The organism is Brachybacterium halotolerans subsp. kimchii, assembly GCF_020792675.1.
GTDB classification, from domain to species: domain Bacteria; phylum Actinomycetota; class Actinomycetes; order Actinomycetales; family Dermabacteraceae; genus Brachybacterium; species Brachybacterium halotolerans.
Genome location: NZ_CP086254.1, coordinates 3851366 through 3877622, shown reverse-complemented (window position 1 = coordinate 3877622; position 26257 = coordinate 3851366). Strand labels below are relative to the sequence as shown.

At 72.3% G+C, this 26257-nt stretch carries 22 protein-coding genes; 7 read left to right on the top strand and 15 right to left on the bottom strand.

Features of this window, described 5'->3' with window-relative positions; genetic code table 11:
* Window positions 1-9: 9 nt before the first annotated feature.
* A complete protein-coding gene (locus Bra3105_RS17305) occupies window positions 10-1347 on the bottom strand; it encodes an extracellular solute-binding protein (protein WP_228357908.1) in 1338 nt (445 codons plus the stop codon).
* 44 nt (window positions 1348-1391) lie between these two features.
* Entirely contained in the window at window positions 1392-2708 is a 1317-nt protein-coding gene (gene melA / locus Bra3105_RS17300; protein WP_228357907.1) for an alpha-galactosidase, read from the bottom strand.
* Window positions 2709-2812: 104 nt separating this feature from the next.
* Between melA and Bra3105_RS17295 the strand changes: the two genes are divergently transcribed.
* On the top strand, window positions 2813-3643 hold the full coding sequence (locus Bra3105_RS17295; RefSeq protein WP_228357906.1) for a DeoR/GlpR family DNA-binding transcription regulator: 831 nt from the start codon (window positions 2813-2815) through the stop codon (window positions 3641-3643).
* Window positions 3644-3681: 38 nt separating this feature from the next.
* On the top strand, window positions 3682-3969 hold the full coding sequence (locus Bra3105_RS17290; RefSeq protein WP_228357905.1) for a hypothetical protein: 288 nt from the start codon (window positions 3682-3684) through the stop codon (window positions 3967-3969).
* 221 nt (window positions 3970-4190) lie between these two features.
* On the opposite strand, the gene Bra3105_RS17285 is transcribed toward Bra3105_RS17290, so the two are convergent.
* The 13 genes from Bra3105_RS17285 to Bra3105_RS17225 form a co-directional block, all read right to left on the bottom strand.
* Window positions 4191-5318: a glycosyltransferase family protein gene (locus tag Bra3105_RS17285; RefSeq protein WP_228357904.1), complete on the bottom strand. Its 1128-nt coding sequence runs from the start codon at window positions 5316-5318 to the stop codon at window positions 4191-4193.
* Window positions 5315-7171 (bottom strand): ABC transporter ATP-binding protein, encoded by a 1857-nt coding sequence (locus tag Bra3105_RS17280; RefSeq protein ID WP_228357903.1) that lies wholly within the window; start codon window positions 7169-7171, stop codon window positions 5315-5317. The genes Bra3105_RS17285 and Bra3105_RS17280 overlap by 4 nt, the downstream gene beginning before the upstream one ends.
* A gap of 91 nt (window positions 7172-7262) precedes the next feature.
* Window positions 7263-9335 carry a DUF6541 family protein gene (locus tag Bra3105_RS17275; protein ID WP_228357902.1) on the bottom strand — a complete coding sequence of 691 codons (2073 nt, stop codon included), beginning with the start codon at window positions 9333-9335 and terminating at the stop codon, window positions 7263-7265.
* Window positions 9332-10912 carry a glycosyltransferase gene (locus tag Bra3105_RS17270; RefSeq protein ID WP_228357901.1) on the bottom strand — a complete coding sequence of 527 codons (1581 nt, stop codon included), beginning with the start codon at window positions 10910-10912 and terminating at the stop codon, window positions 9332-9334. The genes Bra3105_RS17275 and Bra3105_RS17270 overlap by 4 nt, the downstream gene beginning before the upstream one ends.
* 14 nt (window positions 10913-10926) lie before the next feature.
* On the bottom strand, window positions 10927-11967 hold the full coding sequence (locus tag Bra3105_RS17265; protein WP_228357900.1) for a Gfo/Idh/MocA family protein: 1041 nt from the start codon (window positions 11965-11967) through the stop codon (window positions 10927-10929).
* The gene (locus tag Bra3105_RS17260; protein ID WP_228357899.1) at window positions 11964-13088 is read right to left on the bottom strand and encodes a DegT/DnrJ/EryC1/StrS family aminotransferase; all 1125 of its coding nucleotides are present in this window, start codon (window positions 13086-13088) and stop codon (window positions 11964-11966) included. The genes Bra3105_RS17265 and Bra3105_RS17260 overlap by 4 nt, the downstream gene beginning before the upstream one ends.
* Window positions 13085-13780 carry an acyltransferase gene (locus tag Bra3105_RS17255; protein ID WP_228357898.1) on the bottom strand — a complete coding sequence of 232 codons (696 nt, stop codon included), beginning with the start codon at window positions 13778-13780 and terminating at the stop codon, window positions 13085-13087. The genes Bra3105_RS17260 and Bra3105_RS17255 overlap by 4 nt, the downstream gene beginning before the upstream one ends.
* Before the next feature lie 27 nt (window positions 13781-13807).
* Entirely contained in the window at window positions 13808-14335 is a 528-nt protein-coding gene (gene purE / locus Bra3105_RS17250; protein ID WP_228357897.1) for a 5-(carboxyamino)imidazole ribonucleotide mutase, read from the bottom strand.
* Complete coding sequence (locus Bra3105_RS17245) at window positions 14332-15558, bottom strand: 5-(carboxyamino)imidazole ribonucleotide synthase (protein ID WP_228357896.1); 1227 nt, start codon at window positions 15556-15558, stop codon at window positions 14332-14334. The genes purE and Bra3105_RS17245 overlap by 4 nt, the downstream gene beginning before the upstream one ends.
* A gap of 9 nt (window positions 15559-15567) precedes the next feature.
* On the bottom strand, window positions 15568-16992 hold the full coding sequence (locus Bra3105_RS17240) for an ATP-binding protein (RefSeq protein ID WP_228357895.1): 1425 nt from the start codon (window positions 16990-16992) through the stop codon (window positions 15568-15570).
* Between the two features lie 3 nt (window positions 16993-16995).
* Window positions 16996-17691 carry a response regulator transcription factor gene (locus Bra3105_RS17235; RefSeq protein ID WP_228357894.1) on the bottom strand — a complete coding sequence of 232 codons (696 nt, stop codon included), beginning with the start codon at window positions 17689-17691 and terminating at the stop codon, window positions 16996-16998.
* Between the two features lie 73 nt (window positions 17692-17764).
* Window positions 17765-18997 (bottom strand): adenylate/guanylate cyclase domain-containing protein, encoded by a 1233-nt coding sequence (locus Bra3105_RS17230; protein ID WP_228357893.1) that lies wholly within the window; start codon window positions 18995-18997, stop codon window positions 17765-17767.
* Complete coding sequence (locus Bra3105_RS17225; protein ID WP_228357892.1) at window positions 18994-19917, bottom strand: biotin--[acetyl-CoA-carboxylase] ligase; 924 nt, start codon at window positions 19915-19917, stop codon at window positions 18994-18996. Before Bra3105_RS17225 ends, Bra3105_RS17230 begins: the two co-directional genes overlap by 4 nt.
* A 144-nt stretch (window positions 19918-20061) precedes the next feature.
* On the opposite strand from Bra3105_RS17225, the gene Bra3105_RS17220 reads away from it, so the two are divergent.
* The 5 genes from Bra3105_RS17220 (at window position 20062) to Bra3105_RS17200 (ending at window position 26221) form a co-directional block, all read left to right on the top strand.
* Window positions 20062-21651, top strand: coding sequence for an acyl-CoA carboxylase subunit beta (locus Bra3105_RS17220; RefSeq protein ID WP_228357891.1), 1590 nt, complete (start codon window positions 20062-20064; stop codon window positions 21649-21651).
* Entirely contained in the window at window positions 21648-21953 is a 306-nt protein-coding gene (locus tag Bra3105_RS17215; protein ID WP_228357890.1) for a hypothetical protein, read from the top strand. Before Bra3105_RS17220 ends, Bra3105_RS17215 begins: the two co-directional genes overlap by 4 nt.
* Before the next feature lie 48 nt (window positions 21954-22001).
* On the top strand, window positions 22002-23690 hold the full coding sequence (locus Bra3105_RS17210) for a DUF885 domain-containing protein (RefSeq protein ID WP_228357889.1): 1689 nt from the start codon (window positions 22002-22004) through the stop codon (window positions 23688-23690).
* Window positions 23687-24334, top strand: coding sequence for a Maf family protein (locus tag Bra3105_RS17205; RefSeq protein WP_228357888.1), 648 nt, complete (start codon window positions 23687-23689; stop codon window positions 24332-24334). The genes Bra3105_RS17210 and Bra3105_RS17205 overlap by 4 nt, the downstream gene beginning before the upstream one ends.
* Before the next feature lie 108 nt (window positions 24335-24442).
* Window positions 24443-26221: an acetyl/propionyl/methylcrotonyl-CoA carboxylase subunit alpha gene (locus tag Bra3105_RS17200; protein ID WP_228357887.1), complete on the top strand. Its 1779-nt coding sequence runs from the start codon at window positions 24443-24445 to the stop codon at window positions 26219-26221.
* Window positions 26222-26257: the final 36 nt, after the last annotated feature.

The following is a 26257-nucleotide window of genomic DNA, read 5'->3' as shown; positions in this document are numbered from 1 at the left end:
GTGGCCTCCTCAGGCACGGCTCAGGGCCTTGTCTGCGTCCTGAGCGGCTGCCATCAGGGCAGATCGGGGGTCTCCATCGCCCTGGAGGACATGGGCGATGGCATTGCCCACCGCCTCGCTGAGTCCGTTGTAGCCGGCGACGGTGGGACGTGCCGTCACCGCGTTCTTCGAGTTGGCCTGCAGGACATCGAGACCGGGCAACTCCTCGACCTGCGCGCGGAAGTCCTCGGTCTCCGCCTCGCTGGAGCGCAGGGGAAGGTTGCCGATCGCCACGTTGAACCGGACATCCTGCTCGACGGCGGTCAGCCAGGTCACGAACTCCGTGGCCCAGTACGCACGGTTCACGTCCTGATTGTCGAAGAGCGCCCACAGGTCCGGACCGGACACCGTCTGGTGGTCGCCCTCGGTGCCGGGAAGCGGGACGACGCCGTACGACGTCTTGGCGGTCTTCAGCTCCGACAGCTGCCAGGGTCCGGACGTCATCATCGCGATGCGGTCGCTCGCGAAGAGTTGGGAGAACTTGGTGTCCGTCTGGTCGAGATAGATGCTCTTGTCCGTGATCGCCATATCCGTGAGGAAGGTGAGCGCCGAAACCCCGGCATCCGATGCGAACGACGCAGTTCCCTGTGCGTCGAGCACGGATCCGCCGTTCTGCCACAGGTGCGGCCAGAACTGCCACGTCGTCTCCTCGCTGCCGGACACGGAATACCCGTATCCGAAGGTCTGGCTCTCAGGGTCCGTGAGCTGCTTCGCCGCTGCACGGAAGTCCTCCCAGGTCCAGTCCGGCGTCGGGTGCGGGACGCCGACGCGGTCGAAGATCGTGGTGTTGAAGAAGAGCGAGATGTTGTCGACGACCGCCGGGAAGCCGATGACTCTGGCGCCCGTCGGCTGGGCCGTCGCCCGTGCCGCTTTCGTGAACTGCTTCCACTTCACTGCGGGGTCCTCCACGTGATGGCGCAGATCCAGAGTGCGGCCGGAGCGTTCGAGCTGGCTCGCCCAGGAGCCGAAGGCGTACGAGATGTCGGGGGTGTCGTTGCTCGCGAAGGAGGCTGCGAGCTTCTGGAGCAGCTCCTCGGTCGAGGATGCTCCCGGGGAGAGATCGAAGGTCACCTGGGGGTTCGCGTCCTCGAACTCCGCGACCAGCTCTTCGAGGATCTCCTGAGCCTCCTGGCTCTGCCCGGACCACATGGTCACAGTGGTGGGAGCTTCAGTGTCCAGAACCGTGACGGGCTCGGGCGCGCAGGCCGCGAGCGACGAGGCACCGAGGGCCCCGCTGACGGCGAGCGGAACGGCGTGCAGCAGCTGCCGGCGCGACGGCGCGCCCGGCGCGGCGTATCTCGGTCTCATGGCATCCTCCTTCGGACGTCGTGACGCGGACTGGTACGGGCCGCTCAGAGCGCAGTGGGGTCGATGTGCGTGCGGAGCGCCTCCGGCAGCAGGTCCCCATGGGCATCCACCAGGTCGTTGCACAGGGCCCAGATCTGAGCCGGCGAGAGGGTCGACGAGGCGTTCGGGTCCATGAGCACCGCCTGGCGGACGAGGAGCGGGTCACCGGTCCGGGCGGCAGCGATCGTGAGCTCGTTGACGGAGACGTACGGCCGGTTGGTCGCCGCAGCAGCGAGGGGCAGAGCGCCCATCGGCTGCGGCCGGATCCCGTCGGCGCCGACGCGGGTCGGCACCTCCACGACGCACCCCTGGGGGAGATTGTCGATGAGACCGTCGTTGACCACGTTCGCGTGGATCTCGCGCTCGGTCCCGGTGACGAGCGAATGGATCACCTGGGGCGCGTACTCGGCCGCCTCCTGCTCGAGATGGAGCTCCCTGCCCTCCGCGAGATCCCGCTCGGCGGCCTCGAACTCCGCGACGTTCTGCTCGGAGATGCCCATGTACTCCAGCGGCTGCAGCCGGAAGCGCTCGACCTGCTCGGGCGACCGGAGGAACCAGGAAAGATACTCCGACGAGTGCTCGCTCGTCTCCGTCGGGTAGTAGCCGATGCGTCGGTAGATCTCGACGCGCACGCGGCGCTCGAGCTCTCGATCCCTGCGGATCGTCTCGCGCAGCCGGGGATAGAGGTCCTCGCCCTCGTGAGTCCACTGCAGCATCCATGCCTGATGGTTGACCCCCGCAGCACGGTACTGAGTCTGCTCGACGTCGAGACCGACGAGGTCGGCGAGATCGTGAGCCGTCCAGTAGACGCTGTGGCACAGGCCCAGCGCGGTGATGTCAGGGGCGACCTCATGAACCCACCAGATGTTCATCGCCATCGGGTTGGTGTAGTTGAGCAGGACCGCAGAGGGTGCTACGTCACGCATGTCTCGGGTCAGCGCCGTGAGGAAGGGGAAGGTGCGCAGACCGCGGAACACACCTCCGACACCCGTGGTGTCGCCGATCGTCTGATACAGCCCGTAGCGTTCGGGGATCTCGAGATCCTTGCGCGTGGCGTCGATCCCGCCGATCTGCACCATGTTCACGACGAAGTCGGCATCGGCGAGAGCGCGTCGGCGGTCGGTCGTGGCGATGATGTCGAGATCCCGACCCAGCCTGTCGGCGACCTGTCTGGCAGTGGCGACGGCGACATCGAGACGACGCTCGTCGATATCGAGCAGACGAAGCTCGAGGGCAGGGAGATCGTCATACCCGAGAAGATCCGCGAGCAGCTGGCGGGTGAAGACGACGCTTCCTGCGCCGACGAACGTGATCCGAGTCATGGTGGACAGCATGCGCGGGCCTGGCATTCGCGAGCAACGATTCCGCTCGATCTGCTCATTTTTTATGATCGTGTACCGATCAGAATGAGCACTATGCTCGTCCTATGATTCGCTCACTCTCGTCGGAGTCCTCAGCCCCGACGCCGATCTCGGGCTCGGACAAGCGCTCTCGACGGATGCTCCGCATTCTCGAGCTCCTCGGCGAGCACGGACAGCTCTCGGTCCAAGAGCTCGTCGAGAAGCTCTTGATCTCGCCGGCGACGGCGCGACGAGACCTCTCCGACCTGGATCGCCAGGGACTCCTCCTGCGCACCTCCGGCGGGGCTCAGGGGAACCCGTCGATGACGGAGGTCCCGGTGCATCTGCGGGTCGGAAAATCCCAGGTCTCCAAGCAGCGCATCGCGCAGCGGGCGGCGGCTCTCCTGCCGCCGGGGCCCTACGCCATCGCGATCGGCGGCGGTACGACGGCAGCAGCTGTGGCTCATGGCCTCGTGGAGAGGCAGCAGCTCACGATCGTCACGAATTCTCTGAGCACGGCAAACGAGATCTCCATGCTGCCCAACCTGCGCGTGATCATGACCGGTGGCATCGTCCGCTCCAGCTCCTATGAACTCGTGGGACGGCTGGCGGAGCAAACCTTCAGCGCCGTCAACATCGGCACCGCAGTCCTGGGTGCCGACGGTGTGAGCCTCAAGGGCGGGATCACCACGCACGATGAGGTCGAGGCGCGCACGAACGCGGCCATGATCCGCAGCGCGGAGCGCACGATCGTCGTCGCCGACTCCAGCAAGATCGGGCGCGCGACCTTCGCCCAGGTCGCCGAGGTCGGCGAGATCGACGATCTGGTGACGGACGACGGCGTGGACCTCGAGGTCATCGACGAGCTCCGATCGGCGGGAGTCCGGCTCCACGTGATCACCACCACGGCCGGCTGAGCATCTGCACCGTCATCGGCTCCGATGGAGCAGGAACCATGGCCGCACTCGAGAGGTGCACGGCGCAGGCCGAGCAGCTGGTGCGCTGGCACCGCGAGGGCAACCGGCCCGTCGGCGGGCGCATCCGCCGCCTGCCGGGATATGCGGAGCTCAACGACCTCGACGTGCTCGCCCGGCCGTTCACCCGCGTCGAGGCCCAGGAGGTCATTGCCCTCGAGGCAGGATGCGTCAGCTGGGACGAGCTCGCGGTTCGGGTCGATCCCCTGTTCTCCCGCGCGTTGCTCCAGCGACGGTGTGTCCGGCGCCGACGACGCCGTCCGCTGTAGCCATCCCGGTGCTGTTCGCCGCCGATGTCGCGGCGCCCGCGTTCTACCTCGATCGCCTCGGCTTCCGGATCGACTTCCTGCACGGTGAGCCCCGCCCTTCTACGGGTCGGTCTCGCGCGACGGCGCGACTATCCACCTCACGTTCGTCCAGGCACCGGGGTTCGTCCCCGGCGCGGTCGATCGGGAGGATGTGATCATGGCGTTCGCCGGCTGAGGACTGCTCAGTCCCCGAGGATCGCCGCGACCGTCTTCTCCCAGGTCCTCACCTGCTGCTCGGCGCTCAGCTCCCCCGCGGCCGCATCGCTCGCGCGCTTCCACCCGTCGACCGTCCCCGGGGTCAGGCCCGCGATCTCCGCGTGCATCGCCTCGGCATCGGCCGCCGGGAGCACGGCGCCGAGGCCGTGCGCGCGCACCAGCTCCGCCATGTCCGGGGAGGGGCCGACGATCACGCCGGTGCGCGCCTGGACCGCCTCGAAGAGCTTGTTGGGCAGGGAGTACTCGAGGTTGAACGTGGTGTTCGGGAAGACCACGAGGGAGACGTCGTACTCGGCGACCGTGTCCACGAGCTGCGCGAAGGGCACGGGGTCGCGCAGCGCCACGCCGGGCACCTCCTCGGCGAGCTGCGCGAGGCGCTCGATGTACCCCGGCTCGCTGGGCATCAGCATGAGATCGAGGGTCGCCCGGCCCTCGAGTCCGCGCATCGCCTCGAGCATCGACTCGAGGTGCCGGTTGGCGCGGGCGACGCCCGTGTGCAGCAGGCGGATCGGGTTCCCCGTCGGCCGCACCGGCAGCTCCCGGTGGGCCGAGGCGTTGGTGACGACCTCGACGTCCACACCGAAGCGCGCCGCGTACTCGCGGGCGAGGCCGGGCGAGACCGTGGTCACCGAGGCGACGCGCGGCAGGCACGTGCGGCACAGCCAGCGCTGGTACGGCGCGACGAACCAGCGCCAGCTGCGCTGGTGCTCCTTCTCGCGCGGCGCGTACTCGTGCAGGTCCGCGTGGACGCCGCGCCTCGGCTCGAGCCAGAGGGCGAGCGGCAGGGTGTTCGTGTCGTTGGCCAGGACCGCATCCATCGTGCCCCGTCGGCCCTCGAGGAGATCGTGGGCGGCGCGCACCGCGCTCATCGCCCAGTAGGCGCCGCGGAAGCGGCGCGTGAGCAGGTGCTGCTTGGAGTCGGGCCAGGCGCGCGTGCCCTCGGGGATCTCGACGTGGGTGACGCCGGGGTGCGGGCTCGGGCCGAAGCCGACGGTGGTCACGTCGTACAGCGGTGCGAACAGGGCGATCTGCCGCTGCACGCGCGGGTCGCTCACCAGGCGCGAGAAGGACAGGATCACGAGGCTCGGGCTCATCGGGCGCTCTCCTCCCCCAGTCCGTCCTCGACGCCCCGGGCGACCTCCGCCTGGGCGCCGGCGCTCACGAGCCCGGCGAGCGCGGCCTGCTCGGCGAAGGCGGGCACCGCGCGGACGACCTCCTCGAAGGTCCCCTGGGCGAGCACCTCGCCCTCCTGCATGTAGAAGACGATGTCGCAGTGCTGGATGGTGGCCAGACGATGGGCGATGGTGATCGTGGTGACCTCCTCGCCGAGGTCGCGGATGCCCGCGGTGACGGCGGCCTCCGTGGAGGTGTCCAGGGCGCTCGTGGCCTCGTCGAGCACGAGCACGCGAGGGTCCGCGTAGAGGCCGCGGGCGATGCCGAGCCGCTGGCGCTGCCCGCCGGAGAGCGTGGTGCCGCGCTCGCCGACGGCCCCGTGGATGCCCCCGGGGCGCTCCTCGATCGTCTCCAGCAGCTGCGCGCGGGAGAGGGCCTCGGTCACCCGGTCCTCGTCGACGTCGGAGGGGTCCCAGGTCAGCGCCACGTTCTCGGCGACGCTCACGTCGAACAGGGCGACCTCCTGGGGCACGTAGCCGACCTGTGAGCGCCACTGGCGCATGACCGTCGTGATGTCCTGCCCGCCCACCAGGATCCGACCGCCGGTGGGGGTGATCAGTCCCAGCAGCAGGTCCACCATGGTGGATTTGCCGGCTCCGGAGGTGCCGACGAAGGCGGCCGACGCCCCGGCGGGGATGCGCAGGGAGACGCCGCGGACGGCGGGCTCCTCCCGGCTGGGGTAGACGAAGGTGACGTCGTCGAGGACGATGTCGCGATCGCCGGGGGCGAGCTCCGCGGAGTCCGGGCGCTCGGTGCGGGAGACGTTCTCGCGGGCCTGCTCGATGTCGTCGATGATGTAGTCGGAGAACGCGGCGTTGGTGAGGATCCGGTTCTGCGTGGACTGGAAGCGGGTCAGGGAGGGCACGAGGCGGAAGCCCGCCACGCCGAACAGCGCGACCGAGGAGAGCGCGCCCGTCGGCCCGCCGGAGAGGTAGCCGACGCCGCCGACGACGACGAAGCCGCCCACGAGCCCCGCCTCGAGCACGAAGCGCGGCATCTGGTTGTAGTACTGGGCGAAGGCGCGGGTCTCGGAGGCGAGGTTGCGACGGTCGGCGACGATGTCCTCGACCTCCTTCTCGTTGCCCTTGAGGGTGATCTCCTTGAGCGCCGAGAGCACCTCGCCGAGCAGGCGGACCACGCGGATCGAGTTGTCGCGGTTCACGGCGCCGTTCCGCACCGCGAGCGGCGAGATCACGCGCGACATCACGAGGGCCACGAGCCCCAGGTAGAGCATCGTCGCGAGCGCGAGCTTCCAATCCATGACGAACAGGCCCACGGTGATGACGGAGATCGTCGCGAACTCGCTGACCACGGTCATCGAGGGCATGAGGACGTTCGCGACCACGGCCGCGACGCCCGAGTCGACCATGCGGATGATCTCCTGGCTCGAGCGGGACGTGCGGTCCACCCAAGGTGAGGCCATGTAGGAGCGGAAGAGCATCTGGCCGATGGCGACCTCGTGCTTGGCGAAGCGCTTGGTGGCCTCGCGGATCGTCAGCAGGTTCAGGGCGCTCTTGATGATCGTGAGCACGACGAACACGGCGACGAGCCAGACGACCTGGCCGAAGCCCTCGAAGCGCCAGCCGACCACGGGGATGACCACGACCTCCTCGCCGCCCAGGAGGGCCTGGAGGGCGATGGCCATGGCCCCGAGGGCGACGACGTCGAGCAGCGCGAGCAGGCTCATGATGATCGCGAAGGTCCACAGGAACCTCCGGGACTCGCGCGGGAGCACGGACAGCGTGCGCAGCACGGTCTGGACGGTGCGCTTCACAGGGGCCTTCCTTCGCGGGGTGCGGGCGGGCGGACCGCGCCGGGTGCGCTCACGCTACCGTGCGCGGACCGTGAGGATCCTGCGCCGGGGGTCAGCACAGGGGCTCGATCTCGTAGAGGGCGTACGGCCCCTCGCGGTCCACGAGGCGCAGCTTGGAGCGCGGGATCTTCGCGAGCCCCTCCCAGAGCACGGACTGCTCGGGGGCGATCTGCTCGCCGGACTCCGCGGAGCTGTCCACGTAGAGATGAGTGGGGCCGACCTTGCGCAGCGAGGTGCACACCTTCTGATCGCGGTCGGCCTTGAAGGCGTAGCGGGCGACGCGGCGCGAGTCGAGCGTCTGGGGCTCGGCCAGGGTTGGGAAGACGGTCTCGACGCCGCCGACGGACCAGTACAGGCCCTCGCCGTCGCGCGGGTTGCCGATCACCACGGCGTCCGCGGGCAGCGCGGCCGCGGTGCGCTCGATGAAGGCGCGCTCCTCGGGGGTCGCATAGGAGGCGATCTGCACGCCGTAGTCGGTGTAGGCCAGCGACCCCGCGAAGGGCAGACGACCGGGCAGCACGGCCGCCACCAGGGAGATGAGAGCGATGATGACCAGGGCCGACGTGCCGCGCGGGGACTTGCCGCCCAGGGGCGCTCCGCGGGCTGACCCGCCCCGCCCTGATCCGCCGCCCGCCGCTGCGGCCGATGCGTCGCGCGTCCACAGCGCGTCGAGGCCGATGGCCGCGAGGGCGACGAGGGCGCACATGAGCAGCGGGGCGATCCGCTCGCGCGCCCCGTACCAGGGGTTCACCCAGGTGCGCGCCCAGATCGAGTCGAGGTTCGTCAGGACGCTCAGGCCGATCGCGAGGGCCAGCAGCACGATGGCCGTGGCGCCCAGCCGGCGGCGCTCGCGGATCGCCTGCACCGCGCCGAGCAGGGACAGCCCCCAGAGGGCGAGGATCGGCCACTGGAAGCTCCCGAGCGCGGAGACGCGGGGCCGGTCGGTGACGAGCGAGGCGAGGAACGCCGTCCAGGGCCACGACCGGGTGGTGGTGAGGTCCATCGAGGCGAGCAGCAGATGGGACGTGATCCCGTAGGCCACGAGCACGAGAGCGATCGCGGCGAGCTCGAGGATCCCCCGGCGGCGCGTGCGGGCGCGCGAAACGTCGAGGATGCCCTGGCCGAGGATCCCCGCGAGCAGGGCGACGGCGAGCGAGAAGAGCGTCGAGGGATGCGCCGCGACCGCTCCGACCAGGAGCAGGACGCAGGGCCAGAGCTCGGCGGCGCGGCGCTCACCGGTGCGCAAGGCGCGATAGATCGCCCACAGGGCGCCGAGCGCGGGCGGCAGGCACAGCGCGCCCAGGGCAGAGGGCCACAGTCCCATCACCAGGATCATCACGGGCAGCGAGAGGAACATCGGTGCGCACAGCGCGGCCAGCAGGGGCAGCACGCGCACCTCTCGCACGGTGCCCCGGGCGCCCTGGAGCAGCGCGACCATGGCGCCGAGGGCGCCGGGGATCGCGGCGACCATCGCGAGCGCCATGGCGTTGGCGGCGCTGATCGCATCGCCCGGGAGCAGCGCCGCGAGGACGTCCCAGCCGGCGGGGTAGAACGTGGGCTCGTGGTAGATGCCCTGCAGGGCGGTGAGCAGGAACGCGTCGTGGTCCGCGCGCGCGAAGGCGATCGCCGCGATGTGGAAGGAGGCGTCGTAGCTGCCGTTGAGGGTGGCGATGCCGCCCATGTGGTGGGCGGCCGAGCCCGCCATCAGCAGTCCCAGGGCGAGCGCGAGGGCGCCCGGCGCGAGGAGCAGGGCGCGCTCCCGCAGGGGTGCGCTCTCCCGCAGGGGTCCGTGCGGCCGCAGCGGCGCGCCGGTCCGCCGGCGCGCGAGGTCCGCTCCGCCCCTGTCGACCCGTCGGTTCGTGTCCCGGGACCGTTCGATCAGCAGGCGCGCGCCGACCACGAGGGCGAGCACCACGAGCAGCTGCACGCCGGCGGCGAGCGGCGTCCACGGGATGCCCAGCAGGTGATCGAGGGCGCCGAGGAGCACGGCCAGCAGCACGGTGATCGCGGGGGCCGCTCCCCAGCGCCATCCGATGCGGGCTCCGCCCGCGGCGAGCAGCAGTGCGCCGGGGGCGCACAGCAGTGCCCAGGCTCCCACCACGGGCAGGAGCCAGTCCAAGGTCATCGGGGCGTCGATCCGGTCGGGTCCTCACCGGCCGGCGGCTCCTGCGGCGAGAGCGCCTCGATGTACCCGCGGGTCACGGTCGAGGCGGTGCGGCGCTCGACGACCCACGCGCGCGCCTCGGCCGAGACCTCGGCGAGGGCGTGCTCGCGCTCGATGCGCAGCACGCGGTCCACGGCCCCGTCGAGGTCCTCGACCACCCAGCGGTCGGGATAGATGACGCCCGCGCCTCCGTAGGGGCGGGCGTCGGGCCAGTTCCTGATCAGCGGGACGCAGCCGGCCGCGATGCCCTCCATGACCGCCTCGTGGACTCCCTCGTGCAGCGAGGAGGAGACGATCCATCCGGCCATCGCGAGCAGGTCGGGCACGTCCGAGCGGGCGCCCAGCACCTGCACGGCGCCGGTGGGGAACTCGGCGAGCCGCCGGCGCACGCGGGCCTGGAAGGCGGTGTCCTGCGCGGGGTCCTCGGGCAGTCCGGGGCCGATGAGCTGCAGGCGATGCCGAGGGTCCTCGGCGCGCACGCGCTCGAGCAGGTCCAGGGTGAACAGCACGTCCTTCACGGGGCGCAGCCATCCCACCTGGGCGAGCAGGTGGGTATCGCGGTCCCCGCGCGGCTCCGGACCCAGCCCGTAGGCGAGGAAGTTGTCGACGCCGATGATCTCCCCCGCGCGCTCGAGGTTCGCCGTGAGGTGCTGGATGAGCGTGCGCACGTGCGGGGAGACGAACAGCACCCGGTCGACGACGTCGAAGACCGTGAGCAGGGGGAAGGGGGTGTAGGCCTCGAAGCGATGGATCCGCGCGGCGGTGACGCGCGGCATCTCCGCGAGCAGGGAGACCCAGGTGAGCACGTGATGGCCCCACTCGACGAGCACCACGTCGGCCCAGTCGAACTCCGCGGCCAGGACGGCGGGAGTGGGCAGGCGCCGTCCCGTGCGGGCGAGCTCCATGCGCGCGCGCAGCACCCGCTCGCGGGTGGGCCGCTCGGAGGGCGGGAGATCGTCGACCTCGAAGCGCCGCACCTCGAAGCCGTTCTGCTCGAGGGCGTCGATGACGGGGTTCACGAAGGTCCAGTTGCGCTGGGCGATCACGAGCAGCCGCACGGGCGCGTCCGACGCTCCCGCGCCGGCGCCGGCCGAGTCCGCACGCTGCCGCGGGGCGGGTCGGGAGGGGCCGTCGTCGCGCGTGGGCGGGGCGAGCAGCAGGCGGCCCACGTCGCTCGCGCGCACGGGCGCGAGGAATCCTTCGGGGTCGGCGATCAGCGGGGAGTCCTCGAGCCCGTAGTGGAGCGAGGCGTGATAGCCCACGCGCAGGGCCTTGTCGAACCACTCGACGGCCCCGTCGTCGTCACCGCGCGCGAGCAGCGCATCGGCCCGCCGCAGCTGCGCGAGCATCTCTCCGCGCCAGACGGACGGGACCTCGCCGCGGTCCATGCGCCGGGTGAGGCGGAGGTAGCGCGCCCGCGCACCGAATCCGCCCGGGAGCACCGAGGCCGCGGCCACGCCGGCGCCCAGGGCCCGGCGCCGCAGCGTCGCGAGTGCGGACGACGCCGATCCCGCCGACGACGCGCGACGGGCGCTCATGCCCTCCCCCGCGCTCACGGGGCGACGTCGTCGGGGCGGACGATCCGACCCTCGCGGGCCGAGCACAGCACGGCCTCGACGGCGCGGACGGTCTGCAGACCCTCGCGCATGGTGACGATGTTCGAGGGATCGCCGAGGACCGCGTCGCGGAACGCCTCGTGCTCGGTCCGCAGCGGCTCGGTGCGGCGCAGGGAGTAGCGGACCATGTCGCCCTCGCTGACCCCGCGGAAGGAGGCCATGGAGTCCCAGAGGTTCGTCGCGCTCTCACCGTTGGCGCAGAAGGTGAGGTCCGCGTTCACGGTGTCCGCGACCAGGGAGCCGTTCTCGCCGGTCACCACGGTCACGCGCTCCTTGAAGGGCGAGAGCCAGTTGACCAGGTGGCTGGTGATGGTGCCGCTCGCGAGCTGCCCGGAGACCGAGACCATGTCCTCGTCCTCACGCCCGGAGCGGCGCGTGGAGAACGCCGCTACCTGCGCGAAATCGCTGCCGGCGACCCAGGCGGTGAGGTCGAGGTCGTGGGTCGCGAGGTCCTTCACCACGCCCACGTCGGAGATGCGGGCGGGGAACCCGCCCTGGCGGCGGGTCGAGATCTGGAAGATCTCGCCGAGCTGGCCGTCGGCCAGGCGCCGGCGCATCTCCTGCAGGGCCGGGTTGAAGCGCTCGATGTAGCCGACGGCGCCCACCAGGCCCGCCTGCTCGTAGGCGGCGGCGATCTCCTCGGCCTCGGCGACGTCGAAGGCCAGCGGCTTCTCGACGAGGCAGTGGACTCCCGCCTCGGCGAAGGTGAGCGCGACGTCGCGGTGGAACTGGGTGGGCACGGCGATGACGGCGTAGTCGATGCCGGCCTCGACGAGGGCGCGAGCATCGGGCAGCACGTCGTAGCCGGGGGCCGCGCCGTGTGGGTCGCCCTGGGGGTCGGCGACGGCGACGAGCTCGACGCCCTCGAGGGCGCGCAGGTTGCGGGCGTGGTGACGGCCCATCATGCCCAGGCCGATGAGTCCGGCCCGCAGGGGCCGGTGGGGGCTCGCGCCGGTGCTCGGGGTGCTCGTGCTCATGCGGCGCTCCCGGTTCCCGCAGCGGCGACGGCCGAGACCGCGGCGATGATGCGATCGAGGTCGTGCGCGGTCAGGCTCGGGTGGACGGGCAGGGACAGCACCTCGCGGGCGGCCTGCTCGGTGACCGGGAGGTCGAGGTCGAGGCCGAAGGAGGGCAGGCGGTGCACGGGCGTCGGGTAGTAGACGCCGCAGCCCACCTGGTGCTCCTCGCGCAGGGCGGTCGCGAAGGCGTCTCGCTCGGCGGCGCTCGCGCCCTCGAGGCGGATCGTGTACTGGTGGTAGACGTGCTCGGCGCCCTCGCGGACGACGGGCGTGCGCACGCCCGCGATGCCCGCGAGCCCCTCGTCGAGCGCGGCGGCGTTCGCCCGGCGCTGCGCGGTCCAGCCGGCGAGCTTGGTGAGCTGGACGCGGCCGATGGCGGCGTGCAGGTCGGTCATGCGGTTGTTGAAGCCGGCGACCTCGTTGGCGTACTGGACCTCCATGCCCTGGTTGCGCAGCAGGCGCACGGCGCGGGCGAGCTCCTCGTCCTCGCAGGCGACCATGCCGCCCTCGCCGCTGGTCATGTTCTTCGTCGGGTACAGGGAGAACATCCCGAAGCGGCCGAAGGTGCCGACCTGCTGCCCCTTCCAGGCGGCGCCGTGCGCCTGGGCGGCGTCCTCGGCGACCCACAGGCCGCGGCGGGCGGCGATCTCGGCGATCGTGTCGATCTCGGCGGGGTGGCCGTAGAGGTGCACGGGCTGGATGCCCACGGTGCGCTCGGTGATCGCGCCCTCGATCGCGGAGGGGTCGATGCAGAAGGTCTCGAGGTCGATGTCGACGAACACCGGGGTCGCGCCGCAGACGGCCACGGAGTTCGCGGTCGCCGCGAAGGTGAAGGAGGGGACGATGACCTCGTCGCCCGGGCCGAGGCCCAGGGCGAGCATCCCCAGGTGCTGGCCGGAGGTGCCGGAGTTCACGGCGACCGTGGGGCGGGAGGCGGCGAGCTCGGCGGCGAACTCGTGCTCGAAGGCCGCCACCTCGGGGCCCTGCGCGACCATGCCGCTCCTCAGCACCCGGTCCACGGCCTCGCGCTCCTCGTCCCCGATGAGGGGGCGGGCCGCGGGGATCATCTGCTCGCTCATGCGTGCTCTCCGTCCGTCGTCTCGTCCTGCTTCTCGGCCCCGGCGTCGGCGGCGAGGGTGAGCCCGCCCGTCGTCTCGTCGGCCACGTACCACTCGCCCGTCGTCCGGCACACCCAGGCGTCGGTCCCGTCGGAGGCCGGCTCGAGCTTCTCCCCCGAGCGGCCCACCCAGGCGATGCGGCGGGCGGGGGCGCCCGCGACCAGGGCGTGGGGCACGACGTCGCGGGTGACGGTCGATCCGGCGGCGACCATCGACCAGGCGCCGATGGTCACGGGGGCGACGCACACGGCGCGCGCTCCGATCGCGGCGCCCGTCTCGCAGGTGACGCCCACCGCGTCCCAGTCGTCGGCGGACTTCGGGGTGAGGTCGGGGTTGATCGCGCGCGGCCGATGGTCGTTGGTGAAGACGGCCGCGGGGCCGACGAAGACGCCCTCGGCCAGGCGCGCGGGCTCGTAGACGAGCGCGTAGTTCTGGACCTTGCAGCCGTCGCCCATGTGCACGCCGGTGCCGATGTAGGCGCCGCGGCCCACGATGCAGTCGCGGCCCAGCTCGGCGTCCTCGCGCACCTGGGCGAGGTGCCAGATCGCGCTCCCCTCGCCGATGCGGGCCGTCTCGGCGACGTCGGCGGAGTCCACGATGCGCACGCCCGCGCGCGCGGGGGCCGCCCCGGACGGCTCAGAGGTCTCGTTCATGCCCCCGAATCTATCGGAGGCCGCCGCTCAGGACAGGGACGAGCGCAGCGACTCGCCCTTGGCGTGCGCAAGGTCGCGCAGCTCGCCCTGGAAGGCGCGCATGCGCTCGCGCAGGCGCTCGCCCTCGGCGTCGTCGGCCGCACCGAGGATGCGGGCGGCGAGAAGTCCCGCGTTGCGGGCGCCGCCGATGGAGACCGTCGCGACCGGAACCCCGGCGGGCATCTGCACGATCGAGAGCAGGGAGTCCATCCCGTCCAGGTGCTTGAGCGGGACGGGCACGCCGATCACGGGCAGCGGGGTGAGGGCGGCGAGCATGCCGGGCAGGTGGGCGGCGCCGCCGGCTCCCGCGATGATCACGCGCAGGCCGCGGCCCGCGGCGGTGCGCCCGAACTCGACCATGTCCTCGGGCATGCGGTGGGCGGAGACGACGTCCACGTGGGCGTCCAGGCCGAACTCCGCGAGGGCGTCGCGGGCAGGGCTGAGCGTCGGCCAGTCGGAGTCCGAGCCCATCACGATCGCGACGCGCGGGGCGGTGTGGTCCTGGGGTGTGCTCATGCGCTCTGCTCCTCGTGCACGGCGTCGATGATGAGGCGCTCGGCGCGGTGGGCGCGCGCGAGCAGGTCCGCGGGGTCCTCCCCCGCGAGCGTCACGTGGCCGACCTTGCGGCCGGGCCGCACGGTCTTCCCGTAGAGGTGGATCTTCAGCTCGGGGTCGCGCGCCATGGCTTCGCGGGCGCCGGCGGCGAGGTCCTCGCGCGAGCCGCCCAGGAGGTTCACCATGACGGCGTGCGGGGCGCGGGGCGCGCTCGCCCCGAGCGGGAGGTCGGCGACGGCCCGCAGGTGCTGCTCGAACTGGCCGGTGACCGCGCCCTCCATCGACCAGTGGCCGGTGTTGTGGGGGCGCATGGCGAGCTCGTTGACGAGCACCTCGCCGGCGGTGGTCTCGAACAGCTCGACGGCGAGCATGCCGGTGACGCCGAGGTCCTCGGCGATCCGCAGGGCGAGGTGCTGGATGCGCTCCTGATCGGCGGCGGAGAGGTCCGGGGCGGGGGCGAGCACCTCGAAGCACACGCCGTCCTTCTGCGTCGAGCGCACCACCGGGAAGGCGAGCATCTCGCCGCCGGGCCGGCGCGCGACCTGCGCGGAGAGCTCCCGGGTGAAGGGCACGAGCTCCTCGACGAGCAGCTCGTCGTGCTCCTCGAACCAGTCGGCGACGTCGCCGCCCGCGGAGACGATGCGCACTCCGTGGCCGTCGTAGCCGCCGCGCGGGGTCTTCACCACGGCGCGGGGCGCTGGCGCGGCGCCCTCCCCGGCGGCCGCGCCGATCTCGGCGAGCGCGGCGTCGACATCGGCCGCGGAGACCGCGCGCCACCAGTGCGGGCACGGGTGGCCGAGGGCGCTGAGGCGCTCGCGCATGAGGAGCTTGTCCTGGGCGTGGACGAGGGCCGAGGGTCCCGGCCGCACCGCGGCGAGGCCGTCGCGCTCGATGCCCTCGAGGATGCGCGGCGGCACGTGCTCGTGGTCGAAGGTGAGGACGTCGACCTCGGCGGCGAGAGCGCGCACGGCCTCCTCGTCGTCATGGCGGCCGATCCTCACGCGGGCAGCGCCCTGGGCGGCCGATTCGGCGGGATCGGTGGCGAGCACCGTGAGCGGCAGGCCGAGCTCGATCGCCGGACCGAGCATCATCCGGGCGAGCTGCCCGCCGCCGACGACGCCGATGCGCGGAGCCGCGGGAGCACTGGTCGGGGCGGGGTCGTGGGGCGCGGAGTTCGGGGGCACGGCCCCATCCTAGGAGCGGCTGCGGTCCTCGGGTGCGGCCGTCCGGACCGACGTGCGCGCGCGGTGGCCGTGTCCGTGCCCGGCGCTCCCCCGGCGGCGGCGCGGCAGCACCGCGCCCTGCGGAAGGGAGCCCAGCTCGTCGGCCGACTCGGCGCCGAGCACCATGTCCTCCGCGCCGGCGGTGTCCTCGTCGGGCGCGGAGATGAGGAAGACGCCGAAGGTCGCGGGCTGCTCGCTGAGCAGCTCGAGGCGCCCGCCGTCGTCCTCCACGAGGGTGCGGGCGAGCGCGAGGCCGACGCCCGTGCCCGAGGTGCGCCCGGAGACCGAGCGCTCGAAGATGCGCTTGCCCAGCGCGGGGTCGATGCCGGGGCCCTCGTCGGAGATCTCGACGACCGTGGACTTCTCGTTCCGGCGCACCTTGACCAGGGTGCGCCCTCCGCCGTGGGTGAGGGAGTTCTCCACGAGGGTCGCCACGACCTGGGTGAGCGGGCCGGTGGAGCCCCAGACGGCGGCGGCTCGCGGCACCTGGATGCGCAGCTCGCGGCCGGCGGCGCGGTAGGCCGGGGACCACTCCTCGCTCTGCTGGGTGAGCACGGTGCGCAGCTCGACGACGCCGGGGGTGCGGCGCTGCGAGGAGCGCGGGGCGTTGATGAGGTCGTGGACGACCTCGGTGAGGCGGTCGATCTGCTCGAGCGAGATCCGGGCCTCGTCGCGCACCCACTCCTCGGAGCTGGTGGCGAGGATCTCGTCCAGGCGCATGGAGAGCGCGGTGAGCGGCGTGCGCAGCTGGTGGGAGGCATCGGAGGCGAGTCGGCTCTCGGCCTCGAGCCGCTCGGTGAGCTGGGCGCCGGAGTTCGCGAGCTCCTCGGCGACGGTGTCGATCTCGGTGATGCCGCTGGGCCGCCAGGGTCCGCGCGCGCGGCCCGAGCCCATCTCCTCGGCCCGGCGGGTGAGCCGAGCGAGCGGCGCGGAGATCCGCTGGGCCTGCCAGAGGGCGACGGAGACGCCGATGGAGATCGCCGCGAGGCCGGCGACGATGATGAGCACGGCCGCGCTCGCGGTGTGCGCGCGCACGTCGGCCTTGGTGATGGTGACGGTGACGTTCACGCCGGAGGTGCCGGGCGTGGAGATCACCTTCGTGCTGTTGCCCGGGTCGGGTCCCGCCTCGATGGTGCGGCCCTCATAGGTCACCGTGATGTGCACGGCCAGGTCGGGCTGGGAATCGGCGATCTGCTGGAGCATCGCCTTGTCGATGGGCCGGTCGTCGCTGATGCGCTTCTCGGCGTTGGTGCGGACCTCGTTGGCGATGGAGGTGGCGCGCGCGGTGAGGTTCTGGTCGGTCAGCTGAAGCCACGAGTACGCCAGCGGGATGCCCAGCAGCAGGACCGTGAGGATGACCGTGATGACCGTCGCCTGCAGCACTCGCGTGCGCACGCGTCAGCTCCCGTCGCCGGTCTCGAAACGGAAGCCGACGCCGCGGACGGTGGTGATCCTGCGGGGATTGGTGGCGTCATCGCCCAGCTTCCGACGCAGCCAGGAGATGTGCATGTCGAGGGTCTTGGTCGAGCCCCACCACTCGGCGCCCCAGACCTCGCGCATGAGGTCGTCGCGGGTGACGACGCTGCCGGCCTCGCGCACGAGGACGGTGAGCAGGTCGTACTCCTTGGCGGAGAGGCTGAGCTCCTCGCCGTCGACGTAGGCGCGCCGGGCGGAGACGTCCAGGGACACGCCGTTGACGTCGAAGGCGCTCGTGGACTCCTCGACGGTCTGGGCGCGTCGCAGCAGCGCGCGGATGCGCGCCTGCAGCTCGCCCAGCCGGAAGGGCTTGGTGACGTAGTCGTCGGCCCCGGCGTCGAGGCCGACGACGGCGTCGACCTCGTCGGCGCGGGCCGTGAGGATGAGGATCGGGGACTCCAGGCCGCCCTTGCGCAGGCGCCGAGCGACCTCGAGGCCATCGAGGTCCGGGAGCCCCAGATCCAGGATGACCAGGTCGATCGGGTCCCCGGCGGCGGCGATGCCGAGGGCATCCATACCGCGCGAGGCGCGCGTGACCGTGTAGCCCTCGCGGTCGAGCGCGCGGGACAGCGGTTCGGCGATCGCGGAATCGTCTTCGACGAGCAGCAGACGTGTCACAGGAGGCATCCTACGTCCCGACCTGTGCGCCCGCTCCGAGGCGCGTGCGGATCCGCACTCCCGGCCGCCCGCATCACAGGCCCATGTCCAGCGGCTCGGAGGTGCCGCGGGTGAGGGCGACGGCCTCGACCGTGCCGATGCCGTGCAGCTCGGTGGGCCGGATCTCCGACGACTCGAAGCCCCCGGGCAGCGCGCGCTCGACGGCCTCCGCGGTGGCGAGGTCCACGAGCACCCCGCCGGGGTCGGCGACGCTCTCCAGGCGCGCCGAGAGGTTCACCGTCGGGCCGAAGACGTCGCCGTAGCGCGAGAACATCGACCCCCAGCACATGCCGACCCGGGCCGACGGCAGGTCGGGGTCGTCGCGGATCGCCTCGGCGATCGACACCGCGATCTGTGCGCCGTCCTCGGGCGCGTCGGCCAGGAACATGATCTCGTCGCCCACGGTCTTGACCACGCGCCCGCCGCCGACGGAGATGATGTCGCGGCAGGTGACCTCGAACTGGGTGACGACGTCGGCCAGCTCCGCGCCGCCGAGGGAGCGCGAGAGCCGTGTGAACTGGACGAGATCCGCGAAGCCGACGGCCCGGTTCAGGGGGAACACCTCGTCGTGGGTGCCGTTCTCGGTGGCCTGAAGCACCTCGGAGCCGGCGCGCGCCGAGTAGGCGGCGAGCTGGCGGCGGAAGGTGAACAGCACCTGGGTCTCGAGGGTCTCGATGAGCTGCGGGACCGTCTCGAGCATCTGCTCGCGGGCCTCGCCGTCGTCCTTCCCGTCGCGGGTCTTGGCCTCCTCGACGAGGGCCTCGGTGATCCACATGGCCAGCCGCCCCATGTGGTAGCCGAGCCCGCGGGAGATCGAGGTGAAGGCCCGCTCGGAGATCGCGCCATCGTCGACCATGGCGACGAGGTCGCCGATCGCGAAGGCGTCCTCGTCGGTGAAGACCACGGTGTCCTCGTCGACGGGTCCGAAGCCGAGCGAGCGCCAGTAGGTGGAGATGAGGCGCTCGGGGATGCCCTGCTGCTCGGCGAGGTCGCGCCGGGAGTGCTCGCGCGGCCCCTGCAGGAGCACGCGCTCGAGGGCGCCCACGCTGCGGCGCACCGACTGGAAGCGGCGGTTGAGGGCGGCCATCTCCTCCGGGGAGATCTCCCCCTCGCGCAGGGTCTCGGAGCCCTCGAGGTCGTCGATCGCGGCGAGGGCGTCGTGCGGGACGCGCTCTCCGGGCGCGGCGTCCGCGGGCTCCGCGCCGAGGTCGGCGTCGCGGGCGTCGGGCTCGAGGTCCGAGGCGAGGTCCGGGTTCTCGTCGGTCACGGATGGGTCTCCTGGGTGTCGTCGGGGGAAGCAGGGGCGCAGGCCGCATCGGGACGACCGGCGGGCGAGGACGGAGGGTCGTCGCCGAGCGCGCGCAGGTGCCGCACGTCCCCGGCCGAGACGACCCGCTCCGCACCCGTGGGCAGGCGCATGACGAGCCGGCCGTCGCCGTCCAGGCGCTGCGCCCGGCCCGTCGCAGGGGCCGCCGCGGTCGGCGTCGAGAGATCGTCGAAGCGCACCTCGCGCCCCAGTGTGAGGCACGCCATACCATAGCGCCCGCGCTGGCCGCTCGCCATCGCGTCCCCTCCGTGGGCATCGAGCAGGGCGAGCTCGCGCTCGACTCCCTCGGCGACGGCCGAGGCCAGGGCGCTCGCGGCGGCATCGCTCACGGGGACGCCGACCCCGGGCCCGGAGACGGCGATGCCGCCCTCGCCCCAGAGCCAGGCGGGCGGGAGCGCCGCGGGATCGGAGAGCTCGATGGGTCCGGCGAGGTTGATCCCGATGCCCACCAGCACATGGTCTGCGCCGTCCCCCTCGAGGAGGATGCCGCCGAGCTTGCGCGCGTCGGCGGTCAGCAGGTCGTTGGGCCACTTGAGCCCGATGCGCTCGCCCGCACCGGTCGCACCCCGCAGCGCCTCGAGCGCGCCCAGCCCCACCACCAGCGGGTACCAGGTGCGAGCCGCGGGGCCGATCGTGCTCCTGCGGGCGAGCGTGAGCGCGAGCCCCCCTCCCGGCGGCGTGCTCCAAGGGCGGCCGAGGCGGCCGCGCCCGCTGCGCTGGTCCCGGGTGAGGACCGCCAGCGGAGCCCCGGCGCCCGCGTGCAGCAGCTCCCGGGCGGCGTCCTGGGTGGAGGAGGTGTGGGCGAGAACATGCAGGGAGGGTGCACCCCCGCCTCGCGACGTCGACTCGCTGCTGGCCATGCCCGCTCCGCCCTCCTGATCGTCCCGCTCCTCGCGTCCCCTCATGAGGGCCGCGACCTGCCCGCACCGCCCCTGATGCGGGGGCGGAGCGCCTGGGTAGCGTAGTATCCCCGTGTTTCCCCGACGGTCCGCACAGGAGGTTCCGTGACCGACGCCCCCCGGCCTCTGAACACGGCCGAACGACTCGCCGACCTGCAGAAACGCGAGGACCGAGTCGTCCACGCAGCCGACGAGGTCGCGGTCGAGAAGCAGCATGCGCGCGGCAAGAAGACCGCCCGCGAGCGCATCACCGACCTCCTGGACGACGGCTCGTTCGTCGAGACCGATCGTTTCGTGACGCATCAGTCGCATGCCTTCGGACTCGAGAAGCGCCGTCCCGACGGCGACGGCATCGTCACCGGCTACGGCACGATCGACGGCCGCCAGGTGTGCGTCTACTCGCAGGACTTCACGGTCTTCGGAGGCTCGCTCGGCGAGGCCCACGGCCGCAAGATCCAGAAGGTGCAGGACCTCGCGCTGTCCACGGGCGTGCCGATCATCGGCATCCTCGACGGCGGCGGCGCGCGCATCCAGGAGGGCGTCGCCTCGCTCGCGATGTTCGCCGGCATCATGCGCCGCAACACGCGCGCCTCGGGCGTGATCCCGCAGATCTCGCTCGTGATGGGCCCGGCCGCGGGCGGCGCCGTGTACTCCCCCGCGCTCACGGACATCATCGTGATGGTCGAGAAGACCTCGCACATGTTCATCACCGGGCCCGACGTGATCCGCACCGTCACCGGCGAGGACGTCGGCTTCGAGGAGCTCGGCGGCGCCCGCACCCATTCGACGCGCTCGGGCGTGGCCCACTACATGGCGCCCGACGAGGACGATGCGATCGAGTACGTCAAGGACGTGCTGAGCTACCTGCCCTCGAACACGCTGAGCCCCGCCCCGTCGTTCCCCACCCCGTTCGACGAGCAGACCACCTCCGAGGACCGGACGCTGGACCAGCTGATCCCGGACTCCCCCAACCAGCCCTACGACATGCTGCAGGTGCTGCAGACGGTGCTGGACGACGGCGAGTTCCTCGAGGTCCAGCCGAGCTTCGCGCAGAACATCATGGTCGGCTTCGGCCGCATCGAGGGCGGCAGCGTCGGCATCATCGCCAACCAGCCCTCGCACTTCGCGGGCACCCTGGACATCGACGCCTCCGAGAAGGCGGCCCGCTTCGTGCGCCTATGCGACGCGAACAACATCCCCGTGCTGACCTTCGTGGACACCCCCGGATTCCTGCCCGGCACCGACCAGGAGTTCAGCGGCATCATCCGCCGCGGCGCGAAGCTGCTGTACGCGTACGCCGAGGCGACCGTGCCGCTGGTCACGGTGATCACCCGCAAGGCCTACGGCGGCGCCTACATCGTCATGGGCTCGAAGGACCTCGGGGCCGATGTGAACCTCGCCTGGCCCACCGCGCAGATCGCCGTGATGGGCGCCCAGGGCGCCGTGAACATCCTGCACCGCCAGAACCTGAAGAAGGTCGCGGAGGAGGGCGGCGACGTCGAGGCCGAGCGCGCGAAGCTGCAGACGGAGTACGAAGAGGAGTTCGCGACCCCGTACGCCGCCGCCGAGCGCGGCTGGATCGACAGCGTCATCGAGCCCTCCGCCACGCGCATCCAGATCGCCCGCGCGCTGCGCATGCTGCGCACCAAGCGCCAGTCGCTGCCCACCAAGAAGCACGGGAACATCCCGCTGTGAGCGCGGGCAGCGCGAACGGCGGCGCGGGAGAGCCGGACCTGCGCGGCGGCCAGGCCGTCGCCGTCGCCGGCGGGGACGTGCGGCTGGTCGCCGGGCGCCTGGCCGACGACGAGCTCGCCGCGATCGCCGTCGCGGTCTCCGCGATGAGCGTCGCGAGTCGCATCGAGGCCGGCGAGCGCGCCCTGGCCGACGAGCACCGCGGGGCCGCAGGGGCCTGGTCCGACGCCGCCCACAGCTTCCCCCGCTCTCATGCGCTGCGCGCCCTCCCCTCCGAGTCCGCCTGGATGTTCTCGGACCGCTGACCCGCGCGTTCGGCCGAGACGCCGGGGCTCCTCGCCTAGGCTGGCGCCATGACCTCAGACGCTCCCCCGCAGTCCCCCTCGCAGCGCACGCGCACGGCCCTGGACGCCGTCGCCGACGAGCACGTCGAGCGCTCCATCGCCGCCGATCCGTTCCTCGCGACCGAGCTGGGGGTCCCCGGGCACGAGGGCGAGGTCACCGACTTCTCCCCCGCGGCGATCGCCGCGCGCACCGATCAGGCCCGTCGGACCCTCGAGCGCATCGAGAGCACCCCCGACGAGGACGCGGTCGACGCGGTCACCCGCGCCGCCATGCGCGAGCGCCTGGGCCTCGAGATCGAGCTCGCCGAGCAGCACCTCGACGTCGCGACCGTCAACAATCTCGCCTCGACGCTGCAGATCCGTGACGTGTTCGACCAGATGGCGACCGGGACCGCGGAGGACTGGGAGGTCATCGCCGAGCGCCTCGCGAAGATCCCCGACTCGCTCGAGGGCTGGGCGCAGTCCCTGCGCGAGGCCGCCGCCGCGGGGGTCGTCTCCGCCCGCCGGCAGCTGGATCTGGGCGCCGCCCAGGCGCGCGGCTACGCCGAGGACTTCTTCCCCGCCTTCGCCCGCGAGGCGAAGGGCGACGACGCCCAGCGCGAGTACGTCGCCGCCGCCGCGCAGGAGGCCTCCCGCGGATACCGCGGGATCGCCGAGGTCCTCGAGTCGCTGCGCGAGCAGGCCCCGGACGCGGACGCCGTCGGGCGCGACCACTACCGGCTGGCCTCCCGCGTGTTCCTCGGCGAGGAGGTCGACCTCGAGGAGACGTACGCGTGGGGCATCGATCAGCTCCACGAGATCATCGCGGAGCAGGAGCAGGTGGCGGGCCGTCTGAACGCCCACTACGGCAACGGCGGCGGCTCCTCGATCGAGGCCGCCCGGGCCTCTCTGGACGCGGATCCCGCGCGCATCCTCCACGGCACCGAGGCGCTGCGCACCTGGATGCAGGAGAAGTCCGACACCGCGCTGCGCGAGCTCACCGGCACCCACTTCGACATCCCCGAGCAGCTCCAGCGCCTGGAGTGCATGATCGCCCGCACGGGCTCGGGCGGCATCTACTACACCGGTCCCAGCGAGGACTTCACGCGGCCCGGCCGCATGTGGTGGGACGTGCCGCCCGAGAACACCGAGTTCCGCACCTGGACGGAGACCACGACCGTCTACCACGAGGGCGTTCCCGGGCATCACCTGCAGGTCGGCACGCAGACCCTCCAGGCGGCGACCCTGAACCGCTGGCGCGCCCTGATGTGCTGGGTCTCCGCGCACGGCGAGGGCTGGGCGCTGTACGCCGAGAAGCTCATGGACTCCCTGGGGTACCTCGAGGACGACGGCGACCGCCTCGGCATGCTCGACTCCCAGCGCATGCGCGCGGGCCGCGTGGTCCTGGACATCGGCCTGCACCTGCAGCTGCCGATGCCCACGGGACTGCCGGGGGCCGACGGCGGCGCGTGGACCTTCGACGCCGCCTGGGACTTCATGGCGCCGAACTGGGGCGCGAGCGAGGCCGAGCGCCGCTTCGAGCTCAACCGCTACACGGGCTGGCCGGGCCAGGCGCCGTCCTACGCCGTCGGCCGCCGCACCTGGGAGCAGCTGCGCGCGCAGCACGTCCCCGCGGGCGGCGACCCTCGCGACTTCCACCGCCGGGCCCTCGAGCTCGGCAGCCTGCCGCTGTCCGTCCTCAAGGAGGCCCTGGCATGAGCGCCGTCGACGAGTCCCTGCCCCTGCTCCTCCTCGCCTCCGCCTCGCAGGGCCGGCGCTCGACCCTCGAGCGGGCGGGCATCGAGTTCGATGCGATGGCGGCCGATCTCGACGAGGACGCCCTGCTCGCGGCCGCGGGCGATCTCGAGCCCGCCGAGGCGGTGCTGCTGCTCGCCCGGGAGAAGGCCCATGCGGTCCTCGAGGAGTCCGAGGGCGGGTACGTCGTCCTGGGCTGCGACTCGATGCTCGAGGTCGACGGCGAGGTCATCGGCAAGCCGCACACCCCGGAGCGGGCGACGGAGCGCTGGCGGGAGCTGCGCGGCCGCACCGCCGTGCTCCACAGCGGGCACTGGCTCGTGGACGACCGGGACGTCGAGGACGAGGGCACGGGCGCGACGATCGGGGCGACGGCGAGCGCCGAGGTCTCCTTCGCCGATCTCTCCGACGAGGAGATCGAGGCCTACGTCGCCACCGGCGAGCCCCTCGGCGTCGCGGGCGGATTCACGATCGACGGCCTCGGAGGGCCCTTCATCACCTCCGTGACGGGCGATCCGCACGCGGTCGTCGGTCTGAGCCTCCCCCTGCTGCGCGATCTGCTCGGCCTGATCGGCATCGGCGTGCACGAGCTCTGGCGCGAGGACTGAGACCGCAGGCGCCCAGTGACGTGCGCGGCGCGCCGCCCGGGAGGATTCGACGCGCGCGCCCGCTGAACTAGACTCGACCCGATCATCTCCCCCGGAAGGACCCGCCCCATGGCATCTCGCAGCTCCCAGCACCGCCCGTTCGGATCGGTGCTCATCGCCAATCGCGGGGAGATCGCGGTACGTGTGGCCAGGGCCTGCAAGGACGCGGGACTGCGCTCGATCGCCGTCTACGCGGACCCCGATCGCAACGCCCTGCACACCACGGTGGCCGACGAGGCCTACGCGCTGGGCGGCGAGACCGCCGCGAACTCGTACCTGGTCGTGGACAAGCTGCTGGACATCGCCGAGCGCTCGGGCGCCGAGGCCGTCCACCCCGGCTACGGCTTCCTCTCGGAGAACGCCGAGTTCGCGCAGGCCGTGATCGATGCGGGGCTGGTGTGGATCGGTCCGCCCCCGTCGGCCATCGAGTCCCTCGGCGACAAGGTCTCCGCGCGCCACATCGCCGAGAAGGCCGGCGCCCCGCTCGTCGCCGGCACCAAGGACCCGGTCGAGGGCAGCGACGAGGTCGTCGAGTTCGCCCGCGAGCACGGCCTGCCGATCGCGATCAAGGCCGCCTTCGGCGGCGGCGGCCGCGGCCTCAAGGTCGCCCGCGAGGAGTCCGAGGTCCGCGAGCTGTTCGACTCCGCGGTGCGCGAGGCCACCGCAGCCTTCGGCCGCGGCGAGTGCTTCGTCGAGAAGTACCTCGACGCCCCCCGGCACGTGGAGACCCAGTGCCTGGCCGACGCCCATGGCAACATCCAGGTCGTCTCGACCCGCGACTGCTCCCTGCAGCGCCGCCATCAGAAGCTCGTCGAGGAGGCGCCCGCACCCTTCCTCTCGCGCGAGCAGAACGCAGAGCTCGTGGCCGCCTCCAAGTCGATCCTCGCCGAGGCCGGCTACGTGGGCGCCGGCACCTGCGAGTTCCTCGTGGGCATGGACGGCACCATCTCCTTCCTCGAGGTCAACACGCGCCTCCAGGTCGAGCACCCGGTCTCCGAGGAGGTCGCGGGCGTGGACCTGGTGCGCGAGCAGTTCCGCATCGCCGCCGGCGAGAAGATCTCCTCGACCGATCCGATCGCGCGCGGGCACTCCTTCGAGTTCCGCCTCAACGGCGAGGACGCGGGGCGCGGCTTCCTGCCCTCGCCCGGCGTCGTCAAGCTCTTCTCCCCGCCGTCGGGCCCGGGCGTGCGCGTCGATTCCGGCGTGCGCGAGGGCGACGAGGTCTCCGGCGCCTTCGACTCGATGCTCGGCAAGCTCATCATCACCGGCGCCACCCGCCAGGAGGCGCTCGAGCGCTCCCGCCGCGCGCTCGAGGAGTTCCGCATCGAGGGCATGCCCACGGTGCTCCCCTTCCACCGGAAGGTCGTGAGCGACCCGGCGTTCGCCCCGTCGGATGCGAAGACCCCGTTCTCTGTCCACACCCGCTGGATCGAGACCGAGTTCGACAACGACATCCCGCAGGCCGCGCTGCCGGCGCAGCCCGAGGAGCCCGAGGGCCGCGAGTCCGTGGTCGTCGAGGTCGACGGCCGCCGCGTCGAGGTCAGCCTGCCGGCCTCCCTGCGCGCCCCGCAGCAGCCCGTGCGCCAGCGTCGCCGCGTCGGCAAGCGCCAGGCGGAGGCCGGTTCCGCGGGCGGCGCCGCCGTCACCGCGCCGATGCAGGGCACGATCGTGAAGATCATGGTCGAGAACGGGCAGAGCGTCGCCGACGGCGACCTCGTGCTCGTCCTCGAGGCGATGAAGATGGAGCAGCCCATCACCGCGCACCGCTCCGGGAAGATCTCGGGCCTGGACGCCGAGGTCGGCGCCACCGTGTCCGCGGGCGCCGTGCTCTGCAGCATCGAGGACTGAGAGCGCTCGTCACCTCACCCGCGCGGGCACGCGCTC